A 17,344-nucleotide genomic window follows, 5' to 3' on the forward strand; every position below is an offset into this window, starting at 1 on the left:
ATTTGCTTGGTGACAATAGCGTTTTGGACCCACCTGACCCCATGCCGAACTCAGTAGTGAAACGAAACAGCGCCGATGATAGTGTAGCATTTGCTATGTGAAAGTAGGACATTACCAGGCTCCAAATTAAAGAAAGCCCGACTAGAAATAGTCGGGCTTTTTTACGTCTGCAGGAAAGTAAAAATATTAGCTATCAGCCGTCAGCTATCAGCTGCACAGCGTTAACTTGACCACTGTATCATGGGTTGAGTATCTCGAAACCTATGGGTAAAAGAATGCGACGACCACCTCAGAGCCTAATATATACTCTACCGCTGTAGGGACCGCGACATTCTATTGCGTTGTCGCTAAGAATAACGTATCAGCATCAGGTAGCAAATCCATATAAATTGGTAATAAATACTCAAATAAGGGGGTTGCGCCCTTATTCTGATTGATACATTTCTGATCTTACTTGAAAAAAAACCAATGAGCCCAAAGTCTACTTAATCAACACTTATTTTTATAGAGCCTATCATGTCGTTATTACCTTCATCTTCCAGCGTTAAGCAATTCGTATATTTAGCACAGCAAATAAGAGAGCATGAGGGTAATGCTGCAAAAGCCAGTGGTTGTGATCTGTTTACCCTAATGGAACGAGCGGGGCATGCCGCATTTTTAAATTGGAAATCATTCAATGCACAGCAGACTCTAGTACTCGTAGGGAGTGGCAATAACGCAGGAGATGGCTATATTGCGGCTAGCCTTATTAAACAAGCCGATAGACATGTAGTGGTGTGTGCCGTAGATGAAAATAAAGAATTAACCGGCGATGCTGCAAAAGCACAAAAGCGCTGGATTGATGCCGGTGGTGAAATTTGTAACTTTAGCGCTGATGCACTCGATGAGTGTGATGTAATCATTGATGCATTACTGGGCACTGGTCTTGAAAATACGGTACGCGATAATGTTGCCACTATAATTAAAGCGGCGAATGAAAGCACTAAACCAATACTCAGTATTGATGTGCCATCAGGTATAAATGCTGATACAGGCCAACCTTTAGGTATTGCAATTAAAGCCACTAAAACAATTACTTTTGTAGGGGTAAAACAAGGGTTAACAACGGCTGCGGGTAAACAGTATGTTGGTGAACTTATCTTTGATGACTTGGCTATTGGCGAGTCATTCGTAGAATTAGCAAGCCCTTCGGGTAAGCTTATTAATATCAATAGTTTTAAAGGCTTAGGCCCACGTGCTTTGAATAGTCATAAAGGTAGTTATGGAAAATTACTGTGTATTGGTGGGAATCAAGGAACGGCAGGTGCTATCAGCTTAACAAGCGAGGCAGCGCTTAGAGCTGGTGCTGGAATGGTCAGAGTGCATACCCATGAAAGCTCAATTATGCCAGTCAGTTTTGGCCGACCAGAGCTTATGGTAAGTAGTAATAACTTGCAACACGCATTGGAGTGGGCAAGCTGTGCTGTTATTGGCCCAGGCCTTGGACAAGACGAATGGGCGCAAAATACCTTTAATCAAGTCATTGAGTATTGTACACATAATAATATGCCTTTAGTTATTGATGCTGATGCACTTAATTTACTCGCTAAACAAGCTTCACCGAAAATGCCCACGCGGTGTGTACTTACCCCGCATCCGGGCGAAGCCTCTCGATTATTAAAGGTGTCGACTGGGGAGATAGAGTCTGATCGGTTCAGCTATGTTCAACAATGTGCTAAACGTTACTCAGCAGTTTGTGTTTTAAAAGGCGCAGGAACTTTAATAGCCGATGGTAAGCATACTTGGGTTTGTGAAGAAGGAAGCCCTGCGCTTGCTGTTGGCGGTAGCGGTGATGTTCTTACTGGTATTGTAGGGGCATTACTTGCTCAAGGGTTAGATTGTGCTGAGGCGACTTGCTATGGTGTTACACTGCATGCTAAAGCGGGTGATATTGCTGGGCAAAAAAATGGAGAGCGAGGTATGCTACCTAGCGATCTGTTTTGTATAGTGAGGCGGTTAATTAATAATATAAAACCATAAGATAAAAGCATTCATATTAATTTTGTTCTTTTTTTGATAAATCCATTAACCTTCTTATACTTAGTTAACGCTGTTTGGTTGTAACTGAGGTTAAAAATGTTAATACAGAAAAAAATGTATGCGGGAAGCTTATTACTTATCGTTTTCTCTTTGCTCGTTTTAACCGGAATTATGCAATGGGTGATAACGCCAATTATAAAAAATGAAGCTATTTCTGCAGCTAAGTTACAGGCTAAAGTAATCGGAGAATCATTTGCTAAGGATTTAGGAAAAAGTGCAGCATTAACTAAAAGCTTATCTGTTGTTGCTCAAACACTTCCCCTTGATAAAGATCAATTTATTAAAAATTTGGCACCGTTAATTGCTAGTGGTACAGGTATTGCCGGTGGTGGAATATGGCCAGAGCCAAATATGTTAGATGCATCAGCACAAAGGGCATCTTTGTTTTGGGCTAAGGGCGATAATGGTCAATACACTTTATTAGATGACTACAACCAAGCTGATAGCAGTCCATATCAACAAGAAAGCTGGTATACAAGTGCTGCTAACGCTCAACCAGGCGTATGTGTTTGGTCTGAGGCTTATATTGATGCAGTTTCGAATGTACCTATGGTAACTTGTTCCGTTAAAATTGAGCGTAATAATCAGTTTTGGGGAGTCGCTACTTTAGATATAGAGCTTTCTCATATTGAAAAGTCACTACTTGCTGAAAACCAAGCAACCGGTACCTACAGTTTTATTATTGATAGTGCGCAGCAGTTTGTTTCTATTCCTGCATTTAGAGATACGAATTTAGCCATGCTAAATTTTTCACAAGTTGTGAGTAAAGATAGCTCTTTACAGCCTTTAGTTAACGCCTTGAAAAATGAAGATAGACTCGTAGCAGAGTTTAGTTCTGGTGTCATAAAGGGGGATAGCTCAATTCTAGTGACATTCTCACTGCCGGAGCAAAAGTGGCGCTCTGGCGTGATAATTCCAACAGCGATTGCAAAAAAAGCAGCTAATACGCTGACATATTATTTGTATGGTTCATTCATTGTACTCATTGTTATATTTATATCGGCATTATTAGTCTTTGGTAAGCGATTAGTTGAGCAAATAGAGCAGACTTCGGCGCAAGTTAGGTCATTAATGCAAGGGCAAACAGATTCTAAATTACCAATATCGGGGGATGATGAAATGAGTCATCTTTGCGAAGCAATTAATGATTACGGTGATCATCTTATTAAAATTCTTGGGCTGATTAAAGAAGAGGCGGCCTCAGTAAAAAACAATGCTGAATCTATTGATAACTTGAGTAGTAATAGTCAGCAACGCGCACATGAACTAATGCAAGAAAATGAACTGTTAGCCACGGCTATCAATGAAATGTCGATAGCGGCTTCATCGGCATCAGAAGATATTGGTGGCGTTGCAGATATTACCGCTAAGTCATCAGATCTTGTAAACTCTGGATTTAATGTTATTGAACAAAACGCAGAATCTATCCAGCTGTTGTTCAATAAACTAACTGAGTCGTCCAATGCAATATCACAAATCTCTGAAGATTCACAGCAGGTTGGTTCGGTATTAGATGTGATTATGAATATCTCTGAGCAAACTAATTTGCTTGCGCTTAATGCTGCTATTGAGGCTGCTCGTGCTGGTGATTCTGGAAGGGGGTTTGCGGTCGTTGCTGATGAAGTTAGAACACTGGCACAAAGAACGCAACAATCAGCTGGTGAGATTGAAACCATGATAAGTCAGTTACAACAAGCGGCTGCAAAAGGAGTCAGTGTTATTCAAGAATGCCGAGAGTTCTCAGAAGTGGTCAATGATCGTTCAAATACAACACGCACGAAATATGAAAATATAGTTGATGCATTTAACGACATTAAAGGGCGCTCAGCAAGTATTGCCGTAGCCACAGAAGAGCAGGCTCAAGTAACCGTCAATGTTAAAAAACTAGCGGAACGGATCCGAGAAATATCAGGGCAAAATGCTGCCGATGCCGAAGACTTTAGAGAAGTAAGTAAAGCCTCTAATAGTCAAGCACAAAGGCTATACGACATTAGTCAGCAGTAACTCAATATAAAAAATCCAAGCCTTGCTTGGATTTTTTATATAAATTTGTTTATTAATTTAAAATTATGAGGATTTAAAAGTCTATCTATGAAGCTCGCCAGCTCTTTCTGGTTGATAAGTTACCTCTTTAATAGTTACTGTTATTAACCCACCGCCTGGCTTTGGCCATTCAATTTGATCTCCCTGTGAAAGGCCAAGTAATGCACTACCAACAGGGGCTAAGATTGATATTTTGTTGCCACTTGAGTCAATATTCTTCGGGTAAACAAGCGTTAAAGTAAACTCCTCACCTGTAGATTCAACAACAAAGTTCACTGTTGAATTCATGGTTACCACGGTTGAGGGAACTTCGTGTGGCTCCACTATGTTAGCTCTACCAAGTTCTGCTTCAAGTTCTTTTTCACCCGCAAAACTGTTCGCAGGTAATGATTCCATTAGCGCATACAATCGATCTGCATCCAGTGATGAGATGATTATTTCAGGTTTAGTATTCAACTTAATATCCTTAATCATGTTAAATAAAATTTACTCTGGGTATAGCTTGCAGGAACTCAGTTGCATTGGAATACACTGAGATAATTTTATTGTTGTCTTAGTGAATTTATTTTATCTCTATTGCTAAAAACCCAGCCGAAGCTGGGTTTTATTTGAGCTAGGTGTGTGAGGGAATGATTTACATCATGCCGCCCATACCACCCATTCCGCCCATGCCACCCATATCAGGAGCGCCCGCTTCTTCTTTAGGAATTTCAGCGACCATTGCTTCTGTGGTGATCATTAGACCGGCAATCGATCCTGCAAATTGTAATGCAGAACGGGTTACTTTCGTTGGATCTAGGATACCCATTTCAATCATGTCGTTGTATTCGCCAGTGGCTGCGTTGTAACCGTAGTTACCTTCACCGCCTTTCACTGCGTTAATAACAACAGATGCTTCGTCGCCTGCGTTTGTAACGATTTGACGAAGTGGTGCTTCCATCGCGCGAAGTGCCACTTTAATACCGTGGTTTTGGTCTTCGTTATCGCCTAGTAAATCTGCTAATTTGCTAGCAGCACGCACTAAGGCAACACCGCCACCTGGTACAACACCTTCTTCAACCGCTGCGCGAGTTGCATGTAATGCATCTTCAACACGATCTTTTTTCTCTTTCATTTCAATTTCAGTAGCGGCACCTACTTTGATTACTGCAACACCGCCAGCTAATTTAGCCATGCGCTCTTGTAGCTTTTCTTTATCGTAGTCTGAAGTCGCTTCTTCAATTTGTGCTTTGATTTGTGCAACACGGCCGTTAATACCGTCTTCTTCACCAGCACCATCAATGATTGTTGTGTCGTCTTTAGTGATTACTACGCGTTTAGCTGTCCCTAAGTCTTCAACTGTTGCTTTTTCAAGCTCAAGGCCGATTTCTTCAGAAATCACAGTACCGCCAGTTAATACCGCGATATCTTGTAGCATTGCTTTACGGCGATCGCCAAAACCAGGTGCTTTAACCGCTGATACTTTTACAATACCACGCATGTTATTCACTACTAGTGTCGCTAACGCTTCACCTTCAAGGTCTTCTGCGATGATGAGCAGAGGTTTACTTGCTTTAGCAACCGCTTCTAATGTTGGTAATAATTCACGGATGTTAGATATTTTTTTATCTACAAGTAAGATAAATGGGTTATCTAGCTCAACCGCGCCTTTTTCAGCGTTGTTGATAAAGTATGGAGATAAGTAACCACGGTCAAACTGCATGCCTTCTACAACATCTAGTTCGTTTTCAAGTGATTGCCCTTCTTCAACCGTAATAACACCTGTGTTACGGCCTACTTTTTCCATTGCATCAGCAATGATTTCACCAATTTCTTTATCAGAGTTAGCTGAAATAGTACCTACTTGTGCAATCGCTTTAGTATCAGCACATGGAACAGAAAGCGCTTTAAGTTCTGCAACTGCAGCAATGATTGCTTTATCAATACCGCGCTTAAGATCCATTGGGTTCATACCCGCAGCAACCGCTTTAAGACCTTCGTTTACAATAGACTGAGCAAGCACAGTTGCGGTAGTGGTACCGTCACCAGCAGCATCATTTGCTTTAGACGCTACTTCTTTAACCATTTGTGCGCCCATATTTTCAAACTTGTCTTCAAGTTCGATTTCTTTTGCTACAGATACACCATCTTTGGTGATCACAGGAGAGCCAAATGATTTGTCTAATACAACGTTACGACCTTTAGGGCCTAATGTTACTTTTACTGCATTTGCTAGAATATTTACGCCAGTTAGCATTTTTGCACGTGCGTCGCCTGCAAACAGTACTTCTTTTGCTGCCATGTTTAATTTCCTCTAAATTCTTAAAATGTGTGTTAAACGAAAAGTAGGTTTAGCCTACAATGCCTAAAATATTGTCTTCACGCATGATCAGGTACTCTTGACCTTCGATCTTTTCTGTTTTTTCAACATATGAGCCAAATAACACAGTGTCACCGGCTTTCACTTCTAATGCTCGAACGTCACCGTTTTCTAAAACGCGACCATTACCTACGGCAACAACTTCTCCGCGAGTTGATTTTTCAGCTGCAGAGCCAGTTAATACAATACCGCCAGCAGACTTGGTTTCTTCTTCTAGACGCTTGATGATTACGCGATCTTGTAAAGGACGAATGTTCATGTTTTTAGTTCTCCTAACAGTTTCTGAACAGTACAGAAAAAAGTGTATCTAATTTGCTTTCATTAATGGGGGTGGAGTGAAAAATTCCAAGAGAAAAAATGATAAATTTTTAATCTTTTCGCTCGTATTCACCATCTATGGTCTTAGGGCGGTTTTCATCTTGCTCATGATGCATTGATTGATGAGTTTGCGAAAACCCTGAAGTGCCAGTTTGATGCATGCTAGCGCTCATTCTTACAGTTGCTTGACTAGCAAGTCCTGCAGCTAATTTGTTACGAATAGCAGGGGTAAGGAGTAGTAAGCCAAATACATCTGTCATAATGCCGGGTGTTAATAAAAGTACCCCTGCAATAATTACGCAAATACCGGTAAACAATTCTTTAGCAGGCATTTGCCCTTGAGCCATTTGCACTTGTACGTTTTGTAGTGCGCCCATTCCTTGCTGTTTCACCATTTTCGCACCCACAATCGCGGTTAGTACCACTAAAGCGATTGTTACGAAGCCACCTATCACGTCACTAACCTGAATTAGTAAGGCAATTTCAATAATAGGGATGATGATAAACAGCAAAAATAAAATTCTAAACATAAGACTCTCTAAAAAAAATGACACTTATTAAGGTGCTAATGAAATATAAGTGAGGGTTGTCGGGTCTATTTTCAAGCTAATAAGAGTAAGTAATAAACGTTAATGTTAGTAAAGTTATAGGTAGCGGGTTTAAATCAATTTACTGCAAAGACCCAAAATGTAGACAGAGTTCGTGTCTACACATTATACCCGCTATCAGCTACTATGGGGCTAGACCCCCGTAAACAAGTAAAGGTTCACTATGACAACGCAATTTAAACTTATTTTTACCACTTGCAAAGATAACGATGAAGCCCGTTTATTGGCTATGGCGCTAATTGAAAAGAAACTAGCCGCTTGTGTAAATATTTTACCGGCCATGACTTCTATTTACATATGGGAAGGTGAAGTAGCTGAAGCAACTGAAGTAAAGCTGCTAATTAAAACTAAGGCTGACAAAATGAATGATGTATTTTTAACCTTAAAAGATCTTCACAGCTACGAAGTACCAGAAATACAAGTTGTTGATGTGGCAACGGGTAACTTGGCTTACTTTAATTGGATGGATGAGGTGCTTCATTAATGCGCTTTATTTTATTTTTTTTATTAAGCGTATTAATGGCGCCTGCTTGGGCGGCACAAAATACCCTTGATGATTTTCTAAAACCGACTCAGCACACATTTTTGCCGGTAAATGAAGCGTTTGTATTTGATTTTGATCAGCAAGGAAGTACGTTATTTGTTGGTTGGGATATCGCTGATGACTATTACCTATATAAAGATAAAATAGAAATTATTGCCAAAGGTGCGAGCATTGACGTGCCTGAGTTGGGCGCTGGTGAAATAATTGAAGATGAATTTTTTGGCAAAACTGAGGTGTTTTTTAATTCTCTTAGCGTTATCAGCAAACTAAGTAATGTGAGTGAAGATGGCGTTGTTAAGGTGCGTTATCAAGGCTGTGCAAAAGCAGGGCTGTGTTATCCACCTGAAATCATCAGCATTCCATTAAGTGTACTGGCAAGTGAAACTAATACTAATGACAGTACCGCAGCAAGCAGTGCATTTGCAGCACTTAGCCAATCTGCAGAAAAACCAGCAACTGCATCAACACCTGATAAAGAGCTCACATTTACAGAGCAGTTAGCCAGCCAAAGCTTAATGGTTAACTTAGCTATTTTCTTTGCCGTGGGTGTGGGTTTGGCATTTACACCGTGTGTATTTCCGATGTTCCCTATTTTATCTAGCTTAATTGCGGGTCAAAAGAACCTATCTACCAAAAAAGCATTTGCCCTATCATTTGTTTATATTCAAGGCATGGCGGTTACCTATGCAGCATTAGGGCTTGTGGTTGCTGCGTTAGGCGGGCAAGTGCAAGGCTATTTACAGCATCCATATGTATTAATTAGCTTTAGCTTATTATTTGTACTGCTGGCTATGTCGATGTTTGGTTGGTACGAAATAAAGTTACCCAGCGGCATGATGAACAAGCTAACCCAAGTGAGCAACAACCAAAAAGGCGGTAACTATATTGGGGTGTTCTTGATGGGGGTTTTATCAGGGCTTATTGCATCTCCTTGCACTACAGCGCCTTTATCAGCCGCATTATTATTTGTGGCACAAAGCGGCGATTACCTAGTCGGCGGGCTAACACTTTACGTACTGAGTTTAGGTATGGGGCTACCGCTGTTATTATTAGGTACATCGGGAGGTAAGCTATTACCGAAAGCTGGCGGCTGGATGGAACAAGTTAAAACCTTATTTGGTTTTATTATGTTAGTTGTGCCACTTATTTTGCTAGAGCGCATTATAGATATTGAAATTATTATGCTTATGGCAGGCTTATTAGCTATCGCCACAGCGCTTTATTTCCACTATTGGCAAAGCGCCCAAACTCAAGGCAAATTAAAAACCTTATTGTGGTTTATGGCTGTTTTATTGATGCTTACTGGCTTTAATTTAACCCAAAACTATTTTTGGCCAACACAAGCCGTGAGTTTACAAACAACCTCGCAAAGCAATGAGTTTAAACACGTTGCCAATTTAGCCGAGCTTAAACAAGCCGTATCACAAGCAAATAGCGAAGGGCGCATGGTTATGGTGGACTTATACGCTGACTGGTGTGTAGCGTGTAAAGAGTTTGAGCATTACACCTTTCCCGACCCGCAAGTACAAAGTGAGTTTAGCCATTACCAACTGATTCAAATTGACTTAACTCAAAGCGATAATGAAACAATTGAGCTAATGGAAGCATATTCAGTGTTTGGTTTACCGAGTATTTTATTCTTTAATACTCAAGGTGAAGAGCTAAGTGCACAACGTGTCACTGGCTTTTTAAATGCGGATGATTTCGCTAAGCACCTTGCTGCAGTGCGTGCCAGCGCTGAATAACCATTCTATATGGCACAACATGATTGTTAATGTTGTGCCATTATTCCCCCTTAAGATACGTCCCCAAAATAGAGATTAGACCAGTATTTTGCTGCTATTTACTTCGAAATCACTATAATAGTTGGTTAACGTGAGAAATTGTTGCTATCTTACTTTTTTCAGCTTACTTTTTAGTGAAAAATTAGTTAGTAACCGCTTAACTCATTACTTATAGGATATATCGCGTATTATGGCTGCAAAATTAAAGATTTTAGTTATAAATGGCCCAAATTTAAACATGCTAGGAAAGCGTGAGCCCGATAAGTACGGTTCGCACTCTTTAGAGCATATTATGAGCGAGTTAAACAGCGCTGCTAATAGTTTAGATGTGGCGTTAACGCATTTTCAAAGTAATAGTGAGCAAGCGCTCATTGAACGCATTCATGATGCTTGGCAAGCGGTTGATTACATCATTATTAACCCTGCAGCATTTACGCACACAAGCGTCGCATTACGTGATGCATTGCTAAGCGTTGATATTCCGTTTTTTGAAGTGCATTTAAGTAATGTGCATGCACGTGAAACGTTTCGCCATCATTCTTATTTTTCTGATGTGGCGCAAGGCGTTATTTGTGGATTAGGTGCAATGGGCTATCACGCTGCTTTACATGCAGCGGTGAGCCGATTGCAAAACTCAAACTAAATTTAAACTAACAAACTAATAGGCGGGTCGTTTATGGATATTCGCAAGATCAAAAAACTAATTGAATTAGTAGAAGAATCAGGTATTGCAGAACTAGAAATCACTGAAGGTGAAGAATCAGTACGTATTAACCGTAACAACATGAGTGCCGGCCCTGCATACGCGCAATTTGCTCCACAGCAATATGCTCCAGCACCCGCTCCTGCGGCTGCACCAGCAGCACCTGTAGCAGAGTCTGAAGCACCAGCGGCAGGTCCTACAGGACACCAAGTTAAATCACCTATGGTAGGTTCTTTTTACGCAGCAGCTTCTCCAGAAGCGCCAGCATATGTTGAAGTCGGTTCACAGGTTAAAGTTGGCGACACATTATGTATCGTTGAAGCAATGAAAATGATGAACCAAATTGAGTCAGATAAAGCCGGTACAGTAAAAGCTATTTTAGTAGAAAACGGCGAGCCAGTAGAATTTGATCAACCTTTATTCATCATTGAATAATAGCGCAACGTAAAAGGCCAACTCTCATGTTAGATAAAGTAGTCATTGCAAACCGAGGTGAAATTGCACTTCGTATATTGCGCGCCTGCAAAGAGCTTGGGATCAAAACGGTTGCTGTGCATTCAACGGCGGATCGCGATCTTAAGCACGTATTACTAGCAGATGAAACCATCTGTATTGGTAAACCAGCAGCAACTGAAAGTTACTTAGACATTCCACGCATTATTGCCGCAGCTGAAATAACTGATGCGGTCGCTATTCACCCAGGTTATGGTTTTCTTGCCGAAAATGCCGACTTTGCCGACCAAGTTGAGCAAAGTGGCTTTGTATTTATTGGTCCTCGTGGCGACACTATTCGCCTAATGGGCGACAAAGTATCAGCTATCGAAGCGATGCGTAAAGCCGGTGTTCCATGTGTGCCAGGTTCTGATGGTCCGGTATCGGATGATAAAGAACGCAACATGCAAATTGCTAAGCGTATTGGTTACCCGGTAATTATTAAAGCAGCTGGCGGCGGCGGTGGTCGTGGTATGCGTGTTGTACGCAACGAGGCTGAGTTAATCAACTCGATTGCGCTTACGCAGCAAGAAGCTAAGCAGTTCTTTGGCAACAGCATGGTTTACATGGAAAAATTCCTTGAAAACCCACGCCACATTGAAGTGCAAGTATTGGCCGATGGTCAAGGTAACGCGGTTCATCTAGGTGAGCGTGATTGTTCAATGCAACGTCGCCACCAAAAAGTAGTGGAAGAGGCGCCAGCACCAGGGATTACTGCAGAAGTACGTAAGTTCATTGGTGAGCGTTGTACACGTGCGTGTATCGAAATTGGTTATCGTGGTGCAGGTACGTTTGAGTTTTTATACGAAAACGGCGAGTTTTACTTCATTGAAATGAATACCCGTATTCAGGTTGAACACCCAGTGACTGAAATGGTTACCGGTGTGGATTTAATCAAAGAGCAGCTAAAAATTGCCGCTGGTCAGCCATTATCATTCACTCAAGACGACGTTGTTATTCGTGGCCACGCTATTGAGTGTCGTATTAATGCTGAAGACCCTGAAACCTTTATTCCATCACCAGGTAAAATCACTCGCTTTCATCCAGCTGGTGGTTTAGGTATTCGTTGGGACAGCCATATTTATGCTGATTACACGGTACCGCCACATTACGATTCTATGATTGGTAAGCTGATCACTTACGGTGAAAACCGTGATGTTGCTATTGCTCGCGCTCGTAATGCATTGAATGAGTTGGTAATCGACGGTATTAAAACGAATACGCCATTGCATAAACGCATTCTTGCAGATGAAAACTTCAAAAACGGTGGTACAAATATCCACTACCTTGAGAAGAAATTAGGGCTGTAAAGTCTATGCTAATTAAAAACCGGCTCAGGCCGGTTTTTTTATCTTTAAAAAAGAGGCAGTATCACCTTAAATAAATAATCTGGTATGATTAACAAATATGCGCTTTTCGTAAATTTTGAGGTAATCATGTCGTGTAGTTTTGATTTTCATTTAGTCGATGAAAATGCCACTGTTGCTATGGGTAATAAATTAGCTGCCATAATAGAACAGGGCGCAGTTATTTATTTGCATGGTGATTTGGGGGCCGGTAAAACGACATTTACTCGCGGTATAGTGCAAGGTTTTGGTCATACAGGTAAGGTTAAAAGTCCCACTTATACACTTGTTGAACCTTACGAGCTTGTGCGTGGCAATGTCTATCATTTTGACTTATACCGATTAGGTGACCCAGAAGAGCTTGAATTTATGGGAATTCGTGATTATTTTTCAGAAACGGCAACTTGTATTGTTGAGTGGCCGGAAAAAGGCGGAGAATTTATTCCTGTTCCCGATCTAAATGCTACGCTAAGTTATGTAGGTGATGAGCGTAAAATTGTTATTAACAGTGCGAGTGAGCGTGGTGTAGCAATTGTCGAAAAACTAAATAATAGATAATAAAATAGTTAAGGCAGTGATTATCAAAATGAGTCGTGGTTTAGTTAAACTTTTTATTTACCTCATGGTTTTTACAGTGAGCTTGCCATTGTGGGCGCAAAACACTATTAATAGTGTGCGTGTCTGGCCATCCCCTGATAGCACCCGGGTGGTGTTTGATCTCGACGATAAACCCGATTTCAGCTACTTTATGCTAAAAAATCCAAGCCGTTTAGTGGTTGATTTAGAAAACACTGATGAGTTGAAAACATTGCCAGGTGTGCCACCAAAACACCAAATTGTTAGTAAGTTACGTTACTCAAAACCTAAAAATAACCACAGCGTGCGTTTAGTGTTTGAATTAAATGGGCCAGTTAAACCGGTTATATTTGCACTAGCCCCCACAGGCCCTTATAAAAATAGATTGGTGGTCGATTTATACGATAAAAGCCAAGCTAAAGGTGCAATTACCCCTGCGCAAACGGCGGCTAAAAAACGCCAATTAAGCCAAGAGCGCGATATTGTAATTGCTATTGATGCAGGGCATGGCGGTGAAGACCCTGGCTCCATTGGCCCGACAGGCACTTACGAAAAAGACATTACACTGCAAATTGCCAAGCGTTTAGAGCGGATGATTGATGCTGAGCGAGGCATGATTTCGCGTATGGTTCGCAGTGGCGATTACTTTGTAAAACTCAATACACGTACCAACCGCGCACGTCAGAAAAAAGCAGACTTTTTTGTTTCTATTCATGCAGATGCGTTTACCAGCCCTGGGCCAAATGGTGCTTCTGTATGGGTGTTGTCGCTGCGACGTGCCAATTCAGAAATTGGTAAATGGATTGAGGATAAAGAAAAACACTCTGAGTTACTTGGCGGTGCTGCCGATGTAATTAAAGATGCTGCAAATGAAAAGTACTTAGCTCAAGCCTTGCTTGATATGTCGATGGATCACTCCATGAAAACCGGCTTAAATGTGGCTGAGGAAGTAGTTAAAGAGCTACGAAAGGTGGCTAAACTTCATAAAAAAGAGCCGCAACATGCCAGCCTTGCAGTATTAAAGTCGCCAGATATTCCGTCTATTTTGGTTGAAACTGGGTTTATCTCTAATCCACGTGAAGAGCGACTGCTTAAAAGTGCCAATCATCAAGAGCGCTTAGCTAAAGCCATGTTTACCTCAATTAAAAATTACTATTTACGTAACCCGCCTGACGACTCACTGTTTGCGTCATTAAAGTCTCAATACCCAACAAAACATAAAGTACGCCCTGGTGAGTCACTGAGCATGTTGGCAGGTCGATATGGCGTGAGTATCAGTAAAATAAAACAAGTTAATAAGCTCAGTTCAAATACGCTATTTATTGGTCAGGAACTTGATATTCCTCAGAGTTAATTTTAAAAGCGCACACATTTAAGGTTGTTATGAGTATTGAAATATTACCTGCGCGCTTAGCAAACCAAATTGCGGCGGGTGAAGTTGTTGAGCGTCCCGCATCGGTGGTTAAAGAGTTAGTAGAAAACAGCCTTGATGCAGGCGCGACACGTATTCAAATAGATATTGAACGCGGGGGCCACAAGTTAATTCGTATTCGCGACAATGGAGCGGGTATTGCAAAGGATGAGCTCACATTAGCGCTCTCTCGCCATGCAACCAGTAAACTAAAGTCCCTAGACGACCTAGAAAATATTTGTTCTCTTGGTTTTAGGGGGGAAGCCTTAGCATCTATTAGTTCGGTATCTCGCTTAACCTTAAGCTCTAAACCCGAAAATCAAGAAGCTGCTTGGCAAGCCTTTGCACAAGGCCGAGATATGGCCGTAGAGGTAAAGCCGGTTGCTCACCCTAGCGGTACCACAATTGAAGTTAAAGATTTATTTTTTAACACCCCAGCAAGACGTAAGTTTTTACGCACTGAAAAAACCGAATTTAGTCATATTGATGAGCTTATAAAGCGTATTGCGCTGAGCCGTTTTGATGTATCAATTACATTAACCCATAATGAAAAAGTGGTGCGCCAGTATCGCGCTAAAACTGATCCCGCTCAAGCGATTACGCGAGTCGCACAAGTGGCGGGTAAAGCGTTTGCTGAGCAAGGATTGCATATTCAATCGGGTGAGGCTGGGTTGCAACTACACGGTTGGGTATTGCCAGTTGGATCGGCTAATACTACTCAGTATACCTATGTCAATAATCGTATGATGCGCGACAAACTTATTCTGCATGCTATTCGTCAAGCATTTGAAGAGGTCAGTGGCGAGCAAGAACTTCCCGGATTTGTGATTTACATAGATATAGACCCACGCCAAGTGGATGTTAACGTGCACCCGGCAAAGCATGAGGTACGTTTTCATCAAGGTCGTTTGGTACATGACTTTATTTTACAAGCTATTAAACAAGTTGTGGTGCCACTTCAAGCTGAGTTTGTTAATTCGCCAGCCGCTCACGCTCATCATTCACCAGTTACATCGTTTAACCAAGAACACACTTCCAGTAGTGAACTTTTTGATTATCCTAAGTCGTCATTACAACCAAGTCATTCGCCATCTACAAGTAGTGCCTCTTATAGTGGCAGTCGTCAAGGTGGGGGTAGACAGGTGCGTGCTGAAAGCCAAAATTACCATGATGTGAATGCGTTTTATCAGGGCGTGAATGAGCAACAAGCGCAGCACTTTGATACTGCGTCAGCATTTCTACAACCTAATGAGACGCAAGTATCAGATACAGCACTGCGCACTGTCGATATAATAAGCATTGAAAAGGGCGTTTGCGTGTTCAATAATGAAAATCAACTTTATTGTTCACACTTTAAATACGCATTAGCGGATGATTGGCATACACAAATAAAAGAGCACGGCAGCCTTGAAGGTAAAGCACTCCTATTGCCTGTGCGTGTCAACGTATCAAAACAAGACACGGCGCTTCTTGCTGCTCAGCAGTCTTGGTTTACCTTACTAGGTTTTGAGTTATTAATAGAAAAGCAGTTTGTTATGGTAAAGAAGTTGCCTACAAGTCTGTACTTATTAGATGTAAGTGCTGCAATAGATGCATTGCTTGAGGGATGTAAGGCTCAGTTAGCAAGTATTGATGAATGGCTACGATGGCAGGTAAATATAATTCCCGCACGGTTCTATGCGAGCAATGCCTTTTTAGAGCAGCAAGCGCGCTTACAAAATAATCCGCAAACAATTGAACGCTTGCGAGAAAAAGCAGTTAAAATAGATCTAAACTCTTATCTAACGCAATTTAATTAAGGTATTCGTGTTGAGTAATTTACCGGTCATATTTTTAATGGGCCCAACCGCTGCTGGTAAAACAGCATTGGCAATTTCACTGTGTGAGTATTTAAATACTGAGATTATTAGCGTTGATTCTGCGCTTGTTTATAAAGGTATGGATATTGGTACGGCTAAGCCTGATGCCGACGAATTAGCTCGTGCCCCACATCATTTAATTGACTTACTTGATCCGAGTGAAACGTATTCGGTTGCTGATTTTAGACGTGATGCTATAGAAAAAATTGATAAATTTCATCAACAAGGTAAAGTGCCTGTATTGGTTGGAGGTACAATGATGTACTTCAAAGCGCTAATTGATGGGTTGTCGCCATTACCTGAGGCCGATGCAGACGTTAGAGCCGAACTAGAAACACAAGCTAAAGAGCATGGCTGGCCTTATTTATACAAAGAGCTGGTTAAAGTTGATCCGCAAGCCGCACAAAAGATGAGTGAAAATGATTCGCAGCGAATTAATCGTGCTTTGGAAGTTTACCGTATAACAGGTAAAACGATGACTGAATTGCAAAAGCAAAAGCAGCCAGCATTACCCTATACTTTTCATCAATTTGCAATTGCACCCGATGATCGCAGTGAATTACATCATCGAATTGAAGAAAGGTTTAAAATAATGATTGAACAGGGGTTTGAAAAAGAAGTTTCGACCCTATATCTACGTGAGGATTTACATCCCAATATGCCTTCTATTCGTTGTGTAGGTTATAGACAGATGTGGGATTACCTTGCGGGTGAAATTGATCATGATGAAATGATTTTTCGCGGCATTGCAGCCACACGTCAATTGGCTAAACGTCAATTAACGTGGTTAAGAAGCTGGCCTGATGTTACATGGTTAACAACAGGTGATGAAGAAAACTTGCATCGTGTAGTAAGTTCGCTAAGCTAGTAGTAGTTGAACAAAATTTATCTTTGTTAAATCAGTTCAGCCACTTAATTATAATAACACCTAGAACGAAGGAATAATAACATGGCAAAAGGCCAATCGTTACAAGACCCATTTTTAAATGCACTACGCCGTGAGCGCATTCCAGTATCAATTTTTTTGGTAAATGGCATAAAATTACAAGGTAAAATTCAGTCATTTGACCAATTTGTAATTTTGCTGGAAAACACTGTTAACCAAATGGTGTATAAACATGCAATTTCTACAGTTGTACCTGCACGCGCAGTCAACTTCCAAGGTGTTCAGGGAAATGAAGACACTGAAGAACCTGAAGCTGGAAACTTTTAAATTAGGAGC

At 41.1% G+C, this 17,344-nt stretch carries 16 protein-coding genes and 1 rRNA gene; 13 read left to right on the plus strand and 4 right to left on the minus strand.

Annotation, left to right across the window (positions count from 1 at the left end; translation table 11 throughout):
* Positions 1-5 precede the first annotated feature (5 nt).
* The 3 genes from rrf (at position 6) to QL986_RS14285 (ending at position 4,083) form a co-directional block, all read left to right on the plus strand.
* A 5S ribosomal RNA gene (gene rrf / locus QL986_RS14275) occupies positions 6-120 on the plus strand.
* A gap of 396 nt (positions 121-516) precedes the next feature.
* Positions 517-2,019 carry a bifunctional ADP-dependent NAD(P)H-hydrate dehydratase/NAD(P)H-hydrate epimerase gene (locus QL986_RS14280; protein WP_013466040.1) on the plus strand — a complete coding sequence of 501 codons (1,503 nt, stop codon included), beginning with the start codon at positions 517-519 and terminating at the stop codon, positions 2,017-2,019.
* Positions 2,020-2,115: 96 nt separating this feature from the next.
* Entirely contained in the window at positions 2,116-4,083 is a 1,968-nt protein-coding gene (locus QL986_RS14285) for a methyl-accepting chemotaxis protein (RefSeq protein WP_290191658.1), read from the plus strand.
* A gap of 81 nt (positions 4,084-4,164) precedes the next feature.
* Here the strand turns inward: QL986_RS14285 and rnk are convergent, their stop codons facing one another.
* The 4 genes from rnk to QL986_RS14305 form a co-directional block, all read right to left on the minus strand.
* The gene (gene rnk / locus QL986_RS14290; RefSeq protein WP_024601929.1) at positions 4,165-4,578 is read right to left on the minus strand and encodes a nucleoside diphosphate kinase regulator; all 414 of its coding nucleotides are present in this window, start codon (positions 4,576-4,578) and stop codon (positions 4,165-4,167) included.
* A gap of 178 nt (positions 4,579-4,756) precedes the next feature.
* Positions 4,757-6,403, minus strand: a complete 1,647-nt coding sequence (groL, locus tag QL986_RS14295; RefSeq protein WP_013466037.1) for a chaperonin GroEL — start codon at positions 6,401-6,403, stop codon at positions 4,757-4,759.
* Between the two features lie 49 nt (positions 6,404-6,452).
* On the minus strand, positions 6,453-6,740 hold the full coding sequence (locus QL986_RS14300; RefSeq protein WP_008113511.1) for a co-chaperone GroES: 288 nt from the start codon (positions 6,738-6,740) through the stop codon (positions 6,453-6,455).
* Positions 6,741-6,849: 109 nt separating this feature from the next.
* Complete coding sequence (locus tag QL986_RS14305; protein WP_024601930.1) at positions 6,850-7,329, minus strand: FxsA family protein; 480 nt, start codon at positions 7,327-7,329, stop codon at positions 6,850-6,852.
* A gap of 241 nt (positions 7,330-7,570) precedes the next feature.
* Between QL986_RS14305 and cutA the strand changes: the two genes are divergently transcribed.
* The 10 genes from cutA to hfq all read left to right on the plus strand — a co-directional run bounded on the left by cutA (position 7,571) and on the right by hfq (position 17,335).
* Positions 7,571-7,891 carry a divalent-cation tolerance protein CutA gene (cutA, locus tag QL986_RS14310; protein ID WP_013466035.1) on the plus strand — a complete coding sequence of 107 codons (321 nt, stop codon included), beginning with the start codon at positions 7,571-7,573 and terminating at the stop codon, positions 7,889-7,891.
* Entirely contained in the window at positions 7,891-9,696 is a 1,806-nt protein-coding gene (locus QL986_RS14315) for a protein-disulfide reductase DsbD (protein ID WP_024601931.1), read from the plus strand. Before cutA ends, QL986_RS14315 begins: the two co-directional genes overlap by 1 nt.
* A gap of 229 nt (positions 9,697-9,925) precedes the next feature.
* The gene (gene aroQ / locus QL986_RS14320) at positions 9,926-10,378 is read left to right on the plus strand and encodes a type II 3-dehydroquinate dehydratase (protein WP_013466033.1); all 453 of its coding nucleotides are present in this window, start codon (positions 9,926-9,928) and stop codon (positions 10,376-10,378) included.
* A gap of 33 nt (positions 10,379-10,411) precedes the next feature.
* Positions 10,412-10,873 (plus strand): acetyl-CoA carboxylase biotin carboxyl carrier protein, encoded by a 462-nt coding sequence (gene accB, locus QL986_RS14325; RefSeq protein WP_024601932.1) that lies wholly within the window; start codon positions 10,412-10,414, stop codon positions 10,871-10,873.
* Between the two features lie 26 nt (positions 10,874-10,899).
* Entirely contained in the window at positions 10,900-12,240 is a 1,341-nt protein-coding gene (gene accC / locus QL986_RS14330) for an acetyl-CoA carboxylase biotin carboxylase subunit (RefSeq protein WP_013466031.1), read from the plus strand.
* Positions 12,241-12,366: 126 nt separating this feature from the next.
* Entirely contained in the window at positions 12,367-12,834 is a 468-nt protein-coding gene (gene tsaE, locus QL986_RS14335; RefSeq protein WP_013466030.1) for a tRNA (adenosine(37)-N6)-threonylcarbamoyltransferase complex ATPase subunit type 1 TsaE, read from the plus strand.
* Positions 12,835-12,862: 28 nt separating this feature from the next.
* Positions 12,863-14,206, plus strand: coding sequence for an N-acetylmuramoyl-L-alanine amidase (locus tag QL986_RS14340; protein ID WP_016899733.1), 1,344 nt, complete (start codon positions 12,863-12,865; stop codon positions 14,204-14,206).
* Positions 14,207-14,235: 29 nt separating this feature from the next.
* Complete coding sequence (mutL, locus tag QL986_RS14345; RefSeq protein ID WP_013466028.1) at positions 14,236-16,062, plus strand: DNA mismatch repair endonuclease MutL; 1,827 nt, start codon at positions 14,236-14,238, stop codon at positions 16,060-16,062.
* A 10-nt stretch (positions 16,063-16,072) separates the two neighbouring features.
* Positions 16,073-16,990 (plus strand): tRNA (adenosine(37)-N6)-dimethylallyltransferase MiaA, encoded by a 918-nt coding sequence (gene miaA, locus QL986_RS14350; protein WP_024601935.1) that lies wholly within the window; start codon positions 16,073-16,075, stop codon positions 16,988-16,990.
* Positions 16,991-17,071: 81 nt separating this feature from the next.
* A complete protein-coding gene (gene hfq, locus QL986_RS14355) occupies positions 17,072-17,335 on the plus strand; it encodes an RNA chaperone Hfq (protein WP_013466026.1) in 264 nt (87 codons plus the stop codon).
* Positions 17,336-17,344: the final 9 nt, after the last annotated feature.

The organism is Pseudoalteromonas sp. APC 3250 (genome assembly GCF_030407915.1).
GTDB classification, from domain to species: Bacteria; Pseudomonadota; Gammaproteobacteria; order Enterobacterales; family Alteromonadaceae; genus Pseudoalteromonas; species Pseudoalteromonas tetraodonis.